General features: G+C 40.3%; 14 protein-coding genes, 1 tRNA gene and 1 other annotated feature. Of the genes, 5 read left to right on the forward strand and 10 right to left on the reverse strand.

Annotated features, from left to right (window positions below; translation table 11 throughout):
* The 9 genes from GKG43_RS08065 to GKG43_RS08105 all read right to left on the reverse strand — a co-directional run bounded on the left by GKG43_RS08065 (position 1) and on the right by GKG43_RS08105 (position 12,849).
* Positions 1-2,649, reverse strand: a complete 2,649-nt coding sequence (locus tag GKG43_RS08065; RefSeq protein ID WP_050640071.1) for a valine--tRNA ligase — start codon at positions 2,647-2,649, stop codon at positions 1-3.
* 208 nt (positions 2,650-2,857) lie between these two features.
* Positions 2,858-3,138, reverse strand: a binding site (T-box leader).
* Between the two features lie 164 nt (positions 3,139-3,302).
* A complete protein-coding gene (locus GKG43_RS08070) occupies positions 3,303-3,962 on the reverse strand; it encodes an RloB family protein (RefSeq protein ID WP_055154656.1) in 660 nt (219 codons plus the stop codon).
* Between the two features lie 2 nt (positions 3,963-3,964).
* A complete protein-coding gene (locus GKG43_RS08075) occupies positions 3,965-5,305 on the reverse strand; it encodes an ATP-binding protein (RefSeq protein WP_055154655.1) in 1,341 nt (446 codons plus the stop codon).
* 153 nt (positions 5,306-5,458) lie between these two features.
* Positions 5,459-6,736, reverse strand: a complete 1,278-nt coding sequence (locus GKG43_RS08080) for a glycosyl hydrolase family 28 protein (RefSeq protein ID WP_157355668.1) — start codon at positions 6,734-6,736, stop codon at positions 5,459-5,461.
* A 31-nt stretch (positions 6,737-6,767) separates the two neighbouring features.
* Complete coding sequence (locus tag GKG43_RS08085; protein ID WP_129878946.1) at positions 6,768-8,132, reverse strand: glycosyl hydrolase family 28 protein; 1,365 nt, start codon at positions 8,130-8,132, stop codon at positions 6,768-6,770.
* Complete coding sequence (locus GKG43_RS08090) at positions 8,129-8,932, reverse strand: carbohydrate ABC transporter permease (protein ID WP_055154652.1); 804 nt, start codon at positions 8,930-8,932, stop codon at positions 8,129-8,131. The genes GKG43_RS08085 and GKG43_RS08090 overlap by 4 nt, the downstream gene beginning before the upstream one ends.
* Position 8,933: 1 nt before the next feature.
* Complete coding sequence (locus tag GKG43_RS08095; RefSeq protein WP_157355666.1) at positions 8,934-9,818, reverse strand: sugar ABC transporter permease; 885 nt, start codon at positions 9,816-9,818, stop codon at positions 8,934-8,936.
* A 256-nt stretch (positions 9,819-10,074) separates the two neighbouring features.
* Complete coding sequence (locus GKG43_RS08100) at positions 10,075-11,415, reverse strand: ABC transporter substrate-binding protein (RefSeq protein WP_055154650.1); 1,341 nt, start codon at positions 11,413-11,415, stop codon at positions 10,075-10,077.
* Between the two features lie 12 nt (positions 11,416-11,427).
* Positions 11,428-12,849, reverse strand: coding sequence for an alpha-L-fucosidase (locus GKG43_RS08105; RefSeq protein WP_083487150.1), 1,422 nt, complete (start codon positions 12,847-12,849; stop codon positions 11,428-11,430).
* A gap of 391 nt (positions 12,850-13,240) precedes the next feature.
* Here GKG43_RS08105 and GKG43_RS08110 point away from each other — a divergent pair, with 391 nt between their 5' ends.
* The 5 genes from GKG43_RS08110 (at position 13,241) to GKG43_RS08130 (ending at position 16,003) form a co-directional block, all read left to right on the forward strand.
* Positions 13,241-14,299 carry a LacI family DNA-binding transcriptional regulator gene (locus GKG43_RS08110; protein ID WP_055154648.1) on the forward strand — a complete coding sequence of 353 codons (1,059 nt, stop codon included), beginning with the start codon at positions 13,241-13,243 and terminating at the stop codon, positions 14,297-14,299.
* Positions 14,300-14,428: 129 nt separating this feature from the next.
* Positions 14,429-14,501, forward strand: a tRNA-Ala gene (locus GKG43_RS08115).
* A 317-nt stretch (positions 14,502-14,818) separates the two neighbouring features.
* Positions 14,819-15,151 (forward strand): nucleotidyltransferase domain-containing protein, encoded by a 333-nt coding sequence (locus GKG43_RS08120; RefSeq protein WP_050640076.1) that lies wholly within the window; start codon positions 14,819-14,821, stop codon positions 15,149-15,151.
* The gene (locus tag GKG43_RS08125; RefSeq protein WP_050640077.1) at positions 15,144-15,539 is read left to right on the forward strand and encodes a HEPN domain-containing protein; all 396 of its coding nucleotides are present in this window, start codon (positions 15,144-15,146) and stop codon (positions 15,537-15,539) included. Before GKG43_RS08120 ends, GKG43_RS08125 begins: the two co-directional genes overlap by 8 nt.
* Before the next feature lie 260 nt (positions 15,540-15,799).
* Positions 15,800-16,003 carry a cold-shock protein gene (locus tag GKG43_RS08130; protein WP_025656549.1) on the forward strand — a complete coding sequence of 68 codons (204 nt, stop codon included), beginning with the start codon at positions 15,800-15,802 and terminating at the stop codon, positions 16,001-16,003.
* Between the two features lie 259 nt (positions 16,004-16,262).
* Here the strand turns inward: GKG43_RS08130 and GKG43_RS08135 are convergent, their stop codons facing one another.
* Positions 16,263-17,123, reverse strand: coding sequence for a glucosaminidase domain-containing protein (locus tag GKG43_RS08135; RefSeq protein ID WP_050640078.1), 861 nt, complete (start codon positions 17,121-17,123; stop codon positions 16,263-16,265).
* Positions 17,124-17,292: the final 169 nt, after the last annotated feature.

A 17,292-nucleotide genomic window follows, 5' to 3' on the forward strand; every position in this document is an offset into this window, starting at 1 on the left:
CTATTTCTTCAAGCCTTCCATTCTCTCCTGTACCTGTTTTAACATCTGCGTGTATTTCTCCAGCTTTTCACGCTCTTCCTGAACCTTTGCCTCCGGCGCTTTACTGATAAACTTTTCGTTTGACAGCATCCCTTTGGCTCTCGCGATTTCTTTTGTCAGTTTCTGCTCTTCCTTCTTCAGTCGCTCCATTTCCTGTTCAAAATCAACCAGATCTTCTAACGGAAGATAGACGGATGCGCCGGGTACTACAATGGATACTGCATCTTCGCCAACGCCCTGCTTTTCTGCGCTGATATAGAGCTCTGCGGCATTCATCAGAGGCTTAACCGAATCAGACAATGCGGTAAAGCCGTCGCACAGCGCTTTTTCCCCGCTTACAATAAATACCTTTGTTTTGCGGCTGTTCTCCACGTTCATCTCCGCACGGATATTGCGGATTCCCCGGATTACCTCTTTCATATGGTCCAGAACAATCTCGGATGCGTCAAAACTCCACTCTTCCTTATAAACAGGCCAGTCAGACATCATCAGAGATTCCTCTTCCGGCACGAGCGCCTTATAGATCTCCTCTGTTACGAACGGCATAAACGGATGAAGCATCTTAAGCGCCTGCCCGAGAACGGTCTTTAACGTCCACAGTGCACAATTGGCAGCCTGCGGATTCTCCTCCTTATGGTAAATACGGAATTTTGCCATTTCGATATACCAGTCACAGAATTCATCCCATATAAAATCATAAACTTTCTGTACGGCGATTCCAAGCTCGAATTTATCCATATTTTCTGTCACATCTTTTGCCAGGGTGTTGACTTTGGACAAGATCCATTTGTCCTCCTCTGCCAATTCCGCAGTCCCCGGCTGTGTCAGCGTTTCATTTTCAATGTTCATCAGAATAAAGCGGGAAGCGTTCCATACCTTATTGGCAAAGTTTCTGCTTGCCTCCACTCTTTCATTATAAAATCTCATGTCATTCCCAGGCGCATTACCGGTTACCAGCGTCAGGCGGAGTGCATCCGCACCGTACTGGTCGATGATCTCCAGCGGGTCAATCCCATTGCCCAGTGATTTGCTCATCTTGCGCCCCTGAGAATCTCTCACAAGACCATGGATCAGCACTGTATGGAAGGGGGACCTGCCTGTATGCTCGAATCCGGAAAATACCATACGTATTACCCAGAAGAAAATGATGTCGTATCCTGTTACCAGTACGTCTGTCGGATAAAAGTAGTCCAGATCTTCTGTCTTCTCCGGCCATCCCAGTGTGGAGAACGGCCACAGCGCTGAACTGAACCATGTATCCAGGGTATCTTCATCCTGTGTAAAATGGCTGCAGCCGCAGTGCGGACAGGTCTGCGGAACTTCTTTTGCGACAACGAACTCTCCGCATTGATCACAGTAATAAGCCGGAATTCTATGGCCCCACCAGATCTGTCTGGAGATACACCAGTCTTTGATGTTCTCAAGCCAATGCAGGTAGATCTTATCAAAACGTTCCGGCACAAACTTCAGCTCGCCTGTCTTCAAGGCATTGATCGCCGGTTTTGCCAGTTCTTCCATCTTGACGAACCACTGCTGTTTGATCAGCGGTTCCACCGTTGTGCTGCATCTGTCATGGGTTCCGACATTATGAGAATGAGGCTCAATCTTCACAAGATATCCCTGTGCTTCCAGATCCGCAACGATAGCCTTTCTCGCCTCATAGCGCTCCATCCCCGCGTACTTTCCGCCTTTTTCATTGATCGTGGCGTCATCATTCATGATATTGATTTCTTCCAGATTATGACGCTTTCCTACCTCAAAGTCATTCGGGTCATGAGCCGGTGTAATCTTTACCGCACCGGTACCAAATTCCTTGTCAACGTAGTAGTCGGCCACAATCGGTATCTCCCGGTTTACAAGCGGAAGCACTGCCGTCTTTCCCACAATATCGCTGTACCGCTCATCATCCGGATGTACCGCAATTGCAGTATCACCAAGCATAGTCTCGGGACGTGTCGTCGCAATCTCCAGGAATCTATCCGTTCCTGCGATGGGATACTTGATATGCCAGAAGAAACCGTCCTGCTCCTCATGCTCTACTTCCGCATCGGACAGAGAAGTCTTACATACCGGACACCAGTTGATGATTCTGGAGCCTTTATAAATATATCCCTTTTCATACAGTTTGATAAAGACGTCTTCAACAGCCTTGGAACAACCTTCATCCATGGTGAAACGTTCTCTGTCCCAGTCACAGGAAATCCCCAGCTTTTTCAGCTGGTTTTCAATCGTTCCGGCATATTCTTCCTTCCACTGCCAGGTTCTCTCAAGAAAGCCTTCTCTTCCCAGCTCTTTCTTGTCGATTCCCTCTTCTTTCAGCTGATTCGTTACCTTGACTTCCGTAGAGATCGCAGCATGGTCTGTTCCCGGAATCCACAAGGCATTGTAGCCCTCCATCCTTTTATAGCGGATCAGGATATCCTGCAGCGTATTATCCAGTGCGTGTCCCATGTGGAGTTTCCCCGTAATATTCGGAGGCGGCATCACCGTAGTAAACGGCTTTCTGCTCCTGTCAATTTCCGCATGAAAATACTTGTTTTCGCACCATTTCTCATAAGTCTTGTCTTCAATTTCTTTCGGATTATAAGTCTTTGCCAATTCCTTGCTCATAGTTTCCTCCTTGTTCTCCCTCATAAATATCGTACTCTTATCTCTGTACCAGCCAAAAGTCTTATGTACAGCTTTCTCTGATCAGGTGTCCGCCCCATCACTTTAGTGGCTCGAATGCCATGCAGCATGATGCACTGCCCGTGAATAGCAACCCGCTTTTTCACGGATTTTTCACAGTTTTTTGAATTTAAAAAGCCCTTTACTATAAGTAAAGGGCGTTATATACGCGGTACCACCTTAATTTTATGTCCTTTTTGTTCTTCGGACCTGCTGCTTCTGCCTGCAGTCTGTCACTGACAAAACAGTATACGGACATCTCTAAAGTCCTGTAACGCGGACAACTCCGGGATATCCTACTGAATGTGCTCTTGTTCAGATATCCGGTTCAGAAGCTACCTTCCACGATCCTCACCTGAAACCACCTTACAGCCAACGGATGGTTCTCTCTGCCAGAAGCGATCATGTACTCCTCTTCCTCAACACCTTTGTATATGGTTACCGGACGTCTGTTACGGCCGATAAGATATTAATAAAATGTTAACTTTATATTAACTACAAACTATCATATCTTTCGGACGTTAATTTGTCAAGGTTGTTTAACGAATATTAAGAATTCTGTATTGCCAAACAAACGTATTATACAATATCTATTTTCACAATAATTTGCAGTCACTCAAAATCTTTTCTATTGCCTCCCACGCAGAAAGAGATGGATTTTCTTTATAATATTTGTATCCCCTATATTCAAGCAATCTATATCCATTCTCATTGTTTTTCTGCATGATTTTTCTTGCACGTTCAATAGCGTCAATTACATTAGAAAGATTCATTTTACTCAAACATCGTTTAAAATTATCCTCATGTTTATATTCATCCATGTTCTCAAATTTCTCACCAAAGGCTTTATTAATTGGTGTAATGTACTGCTTTCTATGAGTGAATGAAGCATTACAATTTGCCATGTGCAATATAATCCATAAATCGAAAGTAAAATTACTATATCCTGATTTATACTTTATCTGCTTGCCTATTTGCTCTGCTTTCTTCATATTGTCCATAGCATCTTGGAATCCTTGAACATGATTAGGCTCATCGCTTTCATAATCAAAGAAATGATATACCTTAATCTCTCTTGTGACTGTCAAAGATTTTGCGTGTTTTAGTGGATTCTTTTTCACCGGACAATCAATCGAAACTTTACAAACAGATTCTTCCGTATTGTTAATAAGGTCTTGCAACCATTTCAAATACCATTGCTCTGTTTCTCCCTCGACACTAAAATAGTATTTATTGGTCGGCTTTCTCTTTGCCATCGCTACACCTCACCTTCTCGATCCAAAATCTCCTCAAAGATTGGTGTAAAATCAATATCCTTAATCGCACCATACTGGCTTATAAAGTATTTGCCCATATAATCTTCATGTTTACGGACACCCTTGTCACCCGTTGTTCCAAAATCAGACAACGCATACAAGATACTCTGGTGGCTGTCATCATCACGTTCGACGAATTTAATCTCATCTCTCCTGAAGAGATTGGAGTTTAAAAAAATGGGATTATGTGTATTAAAAATCAACTGTGCATGGTGAATATTAATATCATCATTATGAAAAACATTGATAATACTCATCAATGCCATTGGGTGAATAGACGCATCAAATTCATCAACTACCAGCGTTCCTCCGGTCTGAATTGCTTTTATAACTAGCGGAAACATATTGATAAATCGGATTGTCCCATAAGATTCAAAAATCTCCGCTGCAATAGCCGCATTCTTTTTATTCTTCATATCCCGAAAAACAGAATACAGTTTTGCGTCCGGCTCATCCTCACTTATAACATACCCTACTGCATTTGAGTTAATTCCAAATAGTTTTGCCGCTTTATCAGTTGTCTTTTCCACATAAACTGCCTTTTTCTTAGGATCAGCAAATCTTTTAATTAACTGCATAGAATCGGCACGATAGATTACCATAAACTTATTTGTAAACCAATCTACAATCAATTTTGTAAATTTCTGTGAGAAAACAAGCTTAAATCCATTTGTTAAAAACAGTTCTTCCTTACTTATACTGTTCTTCGCAATCTCGCTTACGCTTTCTACATTTTGCGCTGTTACATCAGAAAGGTACTCTTTAATAACTTTCATATTTCCAATATACAAATCATTGGCACGCTGAAAAATTGGTTCTCCATTTACAAAAAGCTTTTCTGATACGATTTTTCTCGGATATTCCTCATCAAGGAACACTCCTAAATCAATCTCCAATTCATATAAAATTCTAAATTTATCTCCTGCATCTTCCTCATAAAACTCGACGGAAAAACAAACTGGCATTCCTTCTGTTTCATTATTGTTTGGTATCAGCTCTAATGCTGCCGCTGCCGGATTTGGCGAAGATTTCTCCTCGGAATTTCTAATATTTCCTCGTAATACAATCGCACGAAGGACATCCATTGCACCTATAATATTTGTTTTTCCGGCGGCATTCGGTCCATAAATTACGGAGGAACTCAAACCACGGATTTCTTTTCCTTTTACCTTCGTTTTCATCAAACTGTAATCTAAGCCTTTCTGCTTTGGTGCAGCTACCATAGAAAAACTAGATTCTTCCACAAATGATTTATAATTCTTTGTCTTGAATTCAAGAAGCATATAAAACCCCCATTCCGCTAAATACTTGCAAAATCTTATAACGATTATATGCTAATTATTATAATTATTCAATACTTTTATTCTGATTTTGCATTTTTCCCGCAAAATCGCATCTTTTTATTTCGATCAATCCCATAATTTTCCACATGTGCCCTACTCCCCGGCCATAACCACATCTTCAAATATGATAGGTTCTCTTAAGTCATCCTGTTCTAAATCATAAAAGAAACGGTTCATTTCCAATTTTGCTACGTGTCGTGCATACAATACGGAAGACGGACTCACATCCAGTTCATAATATTCCGGTCTCTTTCCCGTCAATTCGGGAATCTCTTTTTTGGTGTATCCGCCTCCACCCAAAACATGATATCTGATATCAGTCAAACTAACATCACGAATTTTCCTTTCCGGTGTTCCCACAACAAAAATCCCATCCATAGAACCCGGCTTTTCCTGTGATGTATTGTCTATAATAATATTCTTAAAATAAAGGCCGTCTATCCCCTTGCTGCTGTCTCGGGCACTCTCTTCCAAGACCCCCATTTTACAAAAATTGGAAGTAACAAATATGGGTCTGGTTACATTTCTCATAATAATATTGCTCATAAGCACATCATGGATCCTCCCGCTCTCCGCCGCCTGAATTTTAAATCCGCTGCAAAGAGTATCATGAAAAATGCAATCGGAAATAACCACATCTTCAATATCCCCGCTGTTTAATAACCCGATTCGGACTGCCGCCCACCTGCTCTTCATAACACAGTTCCTGACTATGATATTGCGGCTTACCCTTCCCGCCACGGAATTTTGGATGCACAGACAGTCATCACTGGTATCCATATTACAATCTGAGACAAAAACATTCCTGCAGCTGTCAAAATCCAGACCGTCACCATTATAATGGCGGCTGCTAATATCTATTCCTCTGATATGTATATCTTCACATTCTATAAACGCTGTGCTCCAACCTGCAGGCATCGTTATATTTACATCTTCCATCCAAATATTTTTACATCTAAGGAACCGGAAAAGCATGGGATGGATTATGTCCGGTTTCCCATCCTCATAGAATTCTGCTCCATTTCCATTGATCGTGCCTCCATATATTCGTATATTTACGCAATCTTCTGCATAAATCAGACACTTGTCCAGGAAGTGTTCGCCAGCATATCTATTAAAATGTGTATCGGCCCCATAACATTCAATTTCAGAACTCGCCAGAATAGTCGCCTTACCGTTCATGATAACTGAAACGTTACTCTTCAAATAAAGAGTACCTGTCAGATATGTGCCCTGCGGAAAATAAACTATACCGCCATCTTTTGACGCAGAATCTAACGCTTGCTGTATCGCTGATGTATCATAGGTTTTCCCATCACCAATGGCGCCAAAATCTTTTACATTATATTTATATTCTAATTTAACATCCATCCCCATCATCTTCCTCCTTCTATGTATCAGTTCAGGCTTGCCTGAACTGTTCCCCTTCGATACATACCTGAACGAATTTCGTCCGATTGATATTGTGAATGATCATCGGCACTCTCACATCTTGTTTCTTAACGCTAAAAGCAATCTGCTCTAACTCCAATGCATCAATATATGCTGCATAAAAGGCATAGCATGGCATAATGCCAAAAAGAAAATATTCAGGATATCTATAATCCACGTCCTCTGTAAAGTTTAAAGCATATTCTTCGTTATGATATCCCCCCTCATATTCAATCTCCCAATTGGCAAATCTTAATGTTCCAAGCTTATAATCTGATAGCCCTTGAACATTAACACAGGAAAAGCGTTCCCCTTCAAACACGGGCACTTCATGCGGCAGCGGTTTCGGCTCCGCCGCCACTTTTGCATGTATATGCTCGATCTCTATATCAGAAATGCTGCCCGGATAAACACCGGTACTTCCTTGCAATTCCCAACTTGGAATATGGCTCAAATTTATATGGACGGGACCCGTTACATTTTCCATCTCCACATGATGTATCCTGATACCATGTGCGGTTCCGCCCTGACCTATCTGTATTTTAACCGCACAGCCATAAGTATCATGGATCAGACAGTCAGACACTTCGATGTTAGAAAATTCTCCATCCGAAAATGGCCCAATCCTTATCCCTGCCCATCGGGATGAGATGTCACAATCTTTAATTTCTACATTCACAGCATTTCGATTTAATACAATTGCGTCATCTCCGCAGTCTAATTTGCAAGATTGAATCGTGATATTTCGATTCCAGGAAAAATGAAATCCGTCTGTATTGCGGTTCTTCCGATTATGCACATACACATTTTTGAATAAAATTTTCTCACATTCCTCCACCAGAACCGCAAACTGTGCCGCATCCTTTAACTGAATCCCATCCACTTCTATATCACTGCAAGCTTTAAAGTATAACAAGCTAGGTCTGACTTTAAATTCTTGAACCGGGGCCTCTTGCCAGTCATCCGCACTAAATGCTTCCAGTCCAAAAGGGAATTTATCTCCCTGCCCCAGAATTTTTCCAAGGCCTTTTAACACAACATGGGCAATGTTTTTGCCATAAAAAATACTCTGCCAATAGTTTTTTTGAGACTGGTGGCAATATTCGTGCACCGTATATTTCCTTAGATCATCACTTCCAATGATCTCACAGCCTTCCCTTAACTCTACTTTTGAATGTTCTCTCAAACATATCGTTCCAACATGGAACTGCCCTGCTTCCAACACAATCCATTTCTTCTCCAGACTGCCTCTGTCCACGGCTTCTTGTATTCTTTTTGTATCATCCTGTTTGTTGGCATCTGGAAATAATACAATTCGATTTTGGATGATACTCATTCTTTTAATCCTCCCATGCTCATTCCCTCTACGATTTTATCCTGCATAAACATGTAAAATACGATAACCGGTATAGCTATAATTACGATTGACGCAAATAAATGCGGCAAGTCCAAACGATTCTGTGTCAAACCAAAAAACGTAGGAGCAAGCGTCAGCGTATATTTTTCAGGATCTGTGGAAAATACGAGAGGAATTTGAAAATCATTCCAGACCTGAATGAATAAAACCACAAGTACATTCACAATTGCAGACTTGGACATCGGCAGTAAAATACGTAAAAACACCTGAAAATCTGTACATCCGTCTATTGCCGCGGCCTCTAAATATGTAGAAGAAATCCCATCAAAATTTCCTTTAAAAATCAAAATCGCCAAAGGTATATTTGCAGTTGCAAGCAATACGATCATAGATATATAAGACCCCCGCAGTCCAAGGTTTCTGATAAGCAAAGTATTCGGAATCAGCGTAGATAAAATCGGAATGGCATAACAGGAAAGCAAAAGTACAAAAAAGAATTTTCTTCCCTTAAACCTCAGTTTAGAAAATGCATATGCAGCAAGAGATGCCGATATCATAACAATCATAATTGTCCCGCCTGTTATGATAAAACTATTTAAAATCATTTTTGGCAATATCAAAACATCATTTATTCTTGTGGAGAAAACATCCTTATAGTTTTGAAATCCACCATTTTTAAGAGATACCTGCATCGTAGAAATTACAGGAATCACCCATACTACTGCAACAGAAAAAAGAAAAACTTCAATTAATACAGCTGTTTTCTTTTTCTTACTCATATTACTTTCCACCTTCTTCCTTATCATTGCTTGTTATTTTCAAAATGCCTATTGAGAGAATCGTTGCTAAAATAATGATAACGATTGCTACCGCACTAGCCTGTCCACTATTTAATTCCCGCATAAACTTTCTATATAAATATAACAATGGAAATTCAGTTGAATTAGCAGGACCTCCGCTCGTCATAATATATGCCAAGTCAAAAAATTTCAAACACCCGATTGTTCCCATCAATAAAATAATAACATGCGTATTTTTCAATAACGGTATTGTAATCCGAAAAAAGCTTTGCCAAAACCCTGAACCATCTATTTTGGCAGCATCGTAGATATCCTTTGAGATATTGGAAAGCCCTGCCCTGTAGTATATTATTCCCATGCCTGACCATTGGTAGACATTGGCAATCAAGATCGTATACAATGCATACCTGGCATCCCCAATCCACATCCTTTTCAAACCAGAGAGCCCTACAGACTGTAAAAATGTATTTAGCGTACCGAAATTCGGCTCAAAAATCTGTAAAAATGTGTAACCTACCACAACCGATGACAGTACAACCGGGAAGAAATAAACTGTTTCCAAAAGCCGGAACCCCACTAATTTCATATTTAGTAACACTGTCAAAATCAAACCAATACTCATCTGAAAGAACAACGTTAAAACCATAAATACCAGACAATTTTTTAAGTCATTTCTAAATATGGGATCTTTCACGAGAGTCGCATAATTCTGCATCCCCACAAACTCAGCTGTACTGAAATCTAACCCTCTCCATTCTGTAAAACTTGACATAAAGTTAAAAATTATAGGATAAATTAAAAAAATGCCTACAAATCCCACTGCCGGCAAAATATAGATATACGCTGATAACTTATTTTTCTTCATCCACACCACCTCCGAACCCCCTATTTCCCTTAACAGTTCAGGCAGGCCTGCACTGTTACTATTTCCCACTGCTATAACCGGCTTTTTCTGAAGATATCTGCCCTCTGCCTGCATCCGGCTGATTTGGAAAAGCTGCATATCAAACTGCAGCTTTTCCTTTATTTAATAGCTACGAGCACTTAGTGACCGTATTTTGGGCACTTACGTGCGATGCATAAAAAATAGTTGGCAAGGTCTTTTTGCGCCTTACTATTTTTTATCTTACTGATTCGGCTGTCTGCTGGATCTGTGACAATGCGTCATCTACACTAAGTCCGGAGCGCATAACGGATACAACAACCTCACCAATTTTATTATCCAGTTCTGTATTCAACGTCGAACGTAAAACCGCAGGATTGGTATTCAAATCATCAAAAGCTTTCTGATACGTAGCCTTTGCCTCATCAGATTGCATATTTTCCATATCAATCGTAACATCCTTTGCCGCCGGTACACATGCCATATAATTCAGCCATTCTCCAGCTGCCGCGCCCTGCGTCCACTCCTCCAGAACTTTCATGGCTTCTTCCTTATACTCACACTCGTTGCTGATAGAATATCCGAAAGACGCATACTTCTGCATGCACGTCTCTCCCCCTTCTACATTCTGCATAGTAACTACTCCAAATTCGTCATTTTCAGTAGGAGTTCCTTTCAATGCCGTACCCATGAGATAATTTCCCAAATACCACTCTCCCGTCAGATAAGCAGCACAATTTCCATTCTTAAACGCTTCGTCACATCCAGGGTAAGCATCTAACCCAAAGTTTTCTTCTGCCAGTATTCCATCATCATACATCTTCTTGAGCTGTTCAAATGCCTTTACAAAAGCCTCATCCTCAAAAGAAGCCTTCCCCTCGACTGCATCCTGCACAATCCCATATTCATTATTTGTTGCCAGCCACAAATAAAAGAATCCCAGATTAACGTCTTCTTTCGCCGCAAATGCTACCGGGAGGGCTGAAGGATCTTTTTCTTTAATTTCCTTTGCAAATCTTGCAAGATCTTCATATTCCCCATTCGGAACCGCTACCCCTAATTCATCACACATCGTTTTGTTATAAAAGATATACCACAATCCAGTAATATCCGAAGGCATCATTTTCAAAGACTTATCAGAAGACACACTGCGGAGATCATCTAAGACTCCGTTATTATATGCACTTTCCCAATCCTCACCTAAAACATCCCCCGCCAGATCATCAAGACCCATGTAATAATCCTGAAATGTAGGAATATGATCAACATCCATGGCAACTATATCCGCTGAATCCCCGGCAACAGAATCTATCGTTAGCTTGTCCCAGTAGTCAAACCATTCCAGAACCTCTACTTTAATATGAATGTTCGGGTATTTTTCCTCAAGCAGCGGAAGCATTTTTTCATTCATAATCTGCAGCTCCGGCTGCCATCCCATAAATGTAAGCTCTATTTTTTCATCATCACCACTGCTGCTATCACTTGAATCTTTTTGTACCTCTGATTTCCCGCATGCACAAATCCCCATTACCAGCAACATAATACACAACATAACGCTTAGCAATTTACGCTTTTTCATATCCTTTTCCTCCTACCAATGTTTATCAAGACCCATGACCTGCAGATCTGCTACCGTAAGGATTTTTGGCTTATTTTTTTCTTCAATCAAACAATAAGGCTCAGGAGTGATTGAAAATGCATATGCCTCTGATTCTTCCATATTATCCGGCAATTTAATTTCTAATTCGCTTCCATTTTGCACCCAATTTAAATCCTGCGGCAGACCAAGCAGCTGGATTTTTGTATTTTCTTTTGCCATAATATATGGGATCTTTAAGCTTCCCTGCGGTCTTTCAAGCGCGATTGCATATACAGTATCTCCTTTTTTCGTATAACGAACAGGAATTCCGTTATCTGTATCTACTCCAAAGTGAACCCAATGCCGTGTTCCATAAATTGCATCGCCATTCACTTTCAGCCATTTTCCAATTCCTAAAAGCCTTTGCTTCTGAATCTCCGGTATCGTGCCGTCTACCTTCGGTCCGACATTTAACAATAGATTTCCATTCTTGCTCACATTGTCAACAAGGATATGAACCAGTTCTTTTACGCTGGAATAATCATCCTCACCTTCCATCTGATTGTATCCGAAAGAACGTCCAATCCCACGGGTTGTCTCCCAATAAAACTCCGGTATACCATTCATGCTTGCATATTCAGGCGTCATATAATCGCCAAGAAGCCGCTCATTGTCAACCTTCCCCCATCTGTCATTTACTAAAACCTCTTTCGGATCCTTTGCCTGGTTGTAATAGTAAGCTATCATCTCTTCGCTTCTCCAGAGTTCAGCCGGAACCCTCTGTCTGGGTACTGCATATTCTGCATCCGGCCAAAACAAATCCGGATGGTATGTATCAATCAATTCTTTTGCCTGTGCATGAATATAGTCTGTATACGGAAAACTCGGATAATGAGAATAATATACATTAAAACACCATGTGAAGTATAATCCGAGTTTCAAGTCGTTGCCGCGCATCGCATCCGCAAATTCTTTTACCAGATCTTTGTGCGGTCCCATTTTATAAGCGTTCCTGTCTGAATATTCCGTTGGCCACATGGCGAAATCATCACTATGCTTTGTAACCATTACGGAATACTTAGCCCCTGCCTCTTTGAACAGCTTTGCCCATTCATCCGCATTATAATTTTCAGCCTTAAACATCGGTATAAAATCATCATAATGAAAGTTACTTCCGTAAGTTTCTACATGATGCTTCCAAAACGGGCTGTTCCTGAATCGCATGCAGTAAAGATAAATTTCCGCATATGGATGGGTTCCATGCAGCTTTGTATACTGGTCAATGTCACATTCTGAAGTGGGCGCCCATGCGGGGACTGAATATACGCCCCAATGAACAAAAATACCAAACTTAGAATCTTTAAACCACTTCGCAGGCTGATGCTGCTTCAATGATTCCCAATTCGCCTCATAATTCATTTTCTTTTCTTCCATCTTTTTACCGGTAGTGTCTGAAATTATATATTTTTATAAACAAAACTGCTTTCTTATGAACTTTATCTGCAAATAAATACCTTTTTACCTTTCTTTCATAAATCATTTGACACTACCTTCTCCCTCCTTTTCATGTATAACTTATCATATTTTAGTAAAATTGTCAATTTTATTCTTTTATTTTATCAATTTATTTTACTTATTTTTTACTGAACTACTTATCTAATACGCATATCTGCTATCAACTGAATAATTGTCATTTATTCAATTTCATTTTTGTTTTTGTTGAAAACTAAACTGTAACATGATAATATATGTTTTAGTAAAACAAAATTAATATTAAGACTGCTTATTTTATTGCAGAATGATATAAAGAAAAGGATGAAGAAATATGGCAACCAAATTAAGTGATGTAGCAGAAAGAGCAGGTGTTTCCTTAACTACAGTTTCCAGGGTTATAAATTATGACAAGACAATGAATGTCACCAAAGAAACAGAAGAAAAAATATGGGAAAGCGTGCATGAATTAGGCTATAAAGTAAAACCCAAAAAAAGGAGTACAAGCAACAGATCAAAAAACAAAAATATCGGCTATATTGTCACAAAAGACGAAAGTTCTTTTGATGACAGTTATTTTTCAGATATCATCAAAGGAATAGAGGCGGAACTCATAAGCAAAAAATGCAATTTAAGCTTTGCATTATCCGCAGAAGAATTCAGCGCTGAAGAGCTGAAAGAAAAATGTGACTCCATAGACTGTGATGGGATTATATTTATAGGAGAGGTACCATTCAGTATCTGTCAGCACTTTTACAATAAAGGGATTGCGGCTGTTGAAATGCTCAGAGGTTATGATGAATTTAAAAATGACCGTATTTCCATAAATTTTGAACGTGCATCCTATTTACTTGTGGACAGAATGATCCAGCTCGGACACAAAAATATTGCATTTCTCGGTGATACTGCGGGTTTTACTGAAGGGCGGATAAATTTATTCGATTATGAAGGGCGTTTTCGAGGATATGTCATGGCCCTCCTTGCCAACCAGATTAGCCTCTCCCCCGAGTTTATCATCAATATCAACTGGGAGATGGAAAAAGCATATACAGAAACCAAAAAACTGTTAGCATCGCAGGATAATATAACTGCCATTTTCGCAGCAAATGACAAAGTTGCTATTGGGGCAATGCGTGCCATCCAAGAGCACGGTTATTCTATCCCGGAAGATATTTCCGTAACAGGATGTGATAACATTGAGTTTTCCCAATATGTCACTCCTCCTCTTACAACAATTGCTTATCCGAGAAGCGAGTTGGGGCGGGAGGCTGTACGCATATTGCTGGAAAAAATCCATTCATCAGATCCTATTACTAAGTCCTGCACAAGAAATATACAGTTTGCAGCTCAAATAATAGAAAGGAAGTCTGTATCCGTTTGTCCAAGCAATTAGAGGAAATCATTGCATCATTTCCAGAGACGCAAAAGAACTCTCTGAATTCAGAGTTCTTTTTGAATAAATTTTATGTTTTCTGAATTTTCTGTATTGCCATTTCTGTAGAAAATGCTATAATTCTCGTATGGGGTATTAGCGCAGTTGGGAGCGCGCAACATTCGCATTGTTGAGGCCACGGGTTCGAATCCCGTATACTCCATAGCATGAGGCATAACTTATATAATCAGGAAGTTATGCCTATTTCTATGCCGCATAAGCTCTAGTACATCGTAAAATAAGTAACTGACTCATAAGCTGAGATAAATTTTCGAGAGTGCTGCTCCACAAACGTAGGCGTAGTGGGGCTACGCTGAGGCTTTTGCGTCTGTGCTATCGGAAAATTAGGCCAGCGAAACAGTAAGGGATTTAGATTGGCTTATACTAGGCCGCGTGTTATAATAAAGTATATAAAAACAATGTGAATTGAATGAATCGGGTAGCGTCATGGTTAAAATCATAAATAAAGGAGTGATTGTAATGAAAGACATACATGACATACTTATGGAATTTTCCCAGGAAATAAAGCAGGTTTTAGGGGACAAACTAACTAAAATTATTCTTTACGGTTCATATGCCCGTGGTGAACAAAAAGAAAATTCAGATATAGATATTATGGTATTGACGACATATACAGATGAAGAAATTGAAAAGATAGAAACAAAAATTTTTGATATTGCATTTGATTTCGAAATGAAATACTTTTTGGATATCAGTGTTATTATTAAGAATGAGAAGCACTTTAACTACTGGTTGGGATCATTACCTTTTTATGATAACGTAGAGAGGGAGGGCGTTGTACTAGATGGATGACAGACAAAAAGAATTAAGTAATTACAGATTGCAGGAAGCGAAAGACAGTTTAAGCGTGGCAAAACATTGCTTAGAGAATTCCTTATATAAGGATTCGATTAACAGGTCTTATTACTCTGCTTTCTACGCGATTAAAGCAGTCCTTGCAATGGGAACGGTAGATTTTAAACGGCACAAAGATGTAGTTGCATATTTTAATCAGCATTATGTTGCTAAAACAATTTTTTCAAAAGAATTGGGAAGAAAACTTGCAACTTTGAAACGTTTGAGAGAAAAAAGTGATTATGATGACTTTTATTTTGCATCCAGAGAACAGGCGCAAACTCAACTAGAGACTGCAGAGTTAATTGTAGAATCTATTATAGAGTATTTAAATGCACAAAAGTAAGTAGAGTATTCAGCGAGACGGATGCCGTGCAGCGAGGTGCACGGCACGGTCTGAACAGTAACTGAATAGTAACAGGAACACAGAAAATATAAAACTTTTCGCTTGACATTTGATATTTTTAATGTTATGATACAAAAAGTATTTTAAATAAAGTCTTGATTTCGCATATATTCGGTAGTCATTTTTTTATTAATGATTACGTATATATGCTTTTTTTAGTTTTATAGAAAATGCACAAAAAAAATTAGGAGGTACCTACTATGAATAACGGTACAGTAAAATGGTTTAACGCACAAAAAGGATTTGGATTTATCACAAACAACGAAAACGGAGAAGATGTATTCGTACATTTTTCAGGGCTGGCAATGGACGGCTTTAAGTCTTTAGAAGACGGACAGAACGTTACATTTGACATTGCTCAGGGCAATCGCGGCCTCCAGGCTGTCAATGTCTGTGTTGCATAATCCAGGTTTAACCGAACGGATGCATAACAGTTCAGGCCTGCCCGAACTGTTTTACACGGATTATAATTTCCGGCTAAAAATGCCAGGAGAGCTGAGTTGCTGACTGCACCTCGCTTTCCTGGCATTTTTTGTTGACTGATCCGATTCAGAAGCATTAACATACTCAAAGGACATCCCCTATACAGGCCCCCAAAGGGCAGCACTGTAATATAACTTCAGAGCAATCTATCCGCTTCCAAAAAGTCAATTGACGGGGAGTTTACTCTCCCAGCTGTTTCAATTTAGAAATCATATCCACGATGGAATAGCCATAGTTATCTGCCGTAGCCCAGCCATACCCTTCCGGGTTCTCCTGCTGCCCCAGCCATTCCACATAGGGCGCTGACCCCTTGGTCACATATTCATAACGTTCATCCACGCACTCCTGGGTCAGGGCGTCTGCAGTGGCATAAGCTTTCAGGTGCTGGATCTGCGCACGGATTCCGGTCCGTACATCTGGATAAGAATTCCCTGCAACCCCGCCTCCGGTAGTACCCAGCCCTGCAAAATTAAACTGTTCAATGGAAGCATCCCCTCCATACTGCAGCCACCCGGTTTCCTTCATGGTCTGCACAAAAGGCACCTCCGGCCTGATTCCTTCAGCTACCGCCTCATCGTAATACATCTGGCAGAATGTCTCTATGCTGTCTGCACCGCCCTTGCTCAACTCCTCCGCCGGATACTTTTCCTGGCTGGATTTAAAATATTCCACCATCTGTTCCACGGTAACCGTACTCTTTCCCATAATTGGATACTGCCCCTCGGCAATAACCTCCTCCGTCTCCTTGCTTTCTTCCTTATTCTGCACTGGCTGATCCTGCGCTGTTTTATCCGTATCCTTTTTTCCGTCTGCCTCTGAGGCGCTGTCATTCTTCCCGGACTTAGCCGCCTCATTTTCTTTCACTGCCTTATTCAGCGTTTCTTCCTTCGCACTCTTTTCCTGGCCTGCCTTTGCCTCTTTCTTAGTAAATGCCCCATTGTGCCCGGCTACCCCAATCACAATAACAAGCAAAAGCGCCAATCCTGCTTCAAGCCAGATCTTTATCTTATTCTTATTCAAGCCTTTCCAATCCATCATCATCACCCTTGTCCAAAAACTGTGTTGCTTATACTTTACAATATATGCACAGTAAAATGCAATATGCAAAAACAATTATAAAGGTGGAAGTCTTAGTAACGGTGACAGTTCAGACAAGTCTGAACTGTTACTGCAACGAGTCTTATCCGCTTTCATGATAAAACAACTGGCC

Origin of the sequence: Eubacterium sp. BIOML-A2 (assembly GCF_009680135.1) — a bacterium.
GTDB classification, from domain to species: domain Bacteria; phylum Bacillota; class Clostridia; order Lachnospirales; family Lachnospiraceae; genus Faecalicatena; species Faecalicatena contortus_B.

Coding starts and splice junctions, on each gene's coding strand:
- GKG43_RS08065 (WP_050640071.1), bottom strand. CDS start 2,649: ATGAGCAAGGAATTGGCAAAGACTTATAATCCGAAAGAAATTGAAGAC.
- GKG43_RS08070 (WP_055154656.1), bottom strand. CDS start 3,962: ATGGCAAAGAGAAAGCCGACCAATAAATACTATTTTAGTGTCGAGGGA.
- GKG43_RS08075 (WP_055154655.1), bottom strand. CDS start 5,305: ATGCTTCTTGAATTCAAGACAAAGAATTATAAATCATTTGTGGAAGAA.
- GKG43_RS08080 (WP_157355668.1), bottom strand. CDS start 6,736: ATGGATGTTAAATTAGAATATAAATATAATGTAAAAGATTTTGGCGCC.
- GKG43_RS08085 (WP_129878946.1), bottom strand. CDS start 8,132: ATGAGTATCATCCAAAATCGAATTGTATTATTTCCAGATGCCAACAAA.
- GKG43_RS08090 (WP_055154652.1), bottom strand. CDS start 8,932: ATGAGTAAGAAAAAGAAAACAGCTGTATTAATTGAAGTTTTTCTTTTT.
- GKG43_RS08095 (WP_157355666.1), bottom strand. CDS start 9,818: ATGAAGAAAAATAAGTTATCAGCGTATATCTATATTTTGCCGGCAGTG.
- GKG43_RS08100 (WP_055154650.1), bottom strand. CDS start 11,415: ATGAAAAAGCGTAAATTGCTAAGCGTTATGTTGTGTATTATGTTGCTG.
- GKG43_RS08105 (WP_083487150.1), bottom strand. CDS start 12,849: ATGGAAGAAAAGAAAATGAATTATGAGGCGAATTGGGAATCATTGAAG.
- GKG43_RS08110 (WP_055154648.1), top strand. CDS start 13,241: ATGGCAACCAAATTAAGTGATGTAGCAGAAAGAGCAGGTGTTTCCTTA.
- GKG43_RS08120 (WP_050640076.1), top strand. CDS start 14,819: ATGAAAGACATACATGACATACTTATGGAATTTTCCCAGGAAATAAAG.
- GKG43_RS08125 (WP_050640077.1), top strand. CDS start 15,144: ATGGATGACAGACAAAAAGAATTAAGTAATTACAGATTGCAGGAAGCG.
- GKG43_RS08130 (WP_025656549.1), top strand. CDS start 15,800: ATGAATAACGGTACAGTAAAATGGTTTAACGCACAAAAAGGATTTGGA.
- GKG43_RS08135 (WP_050640078.1), bottom strand. CDS start 17,123: ATGATGATGGATTGGAAAGGCTTGAATAAGAATAAGATAAAGATCTGG.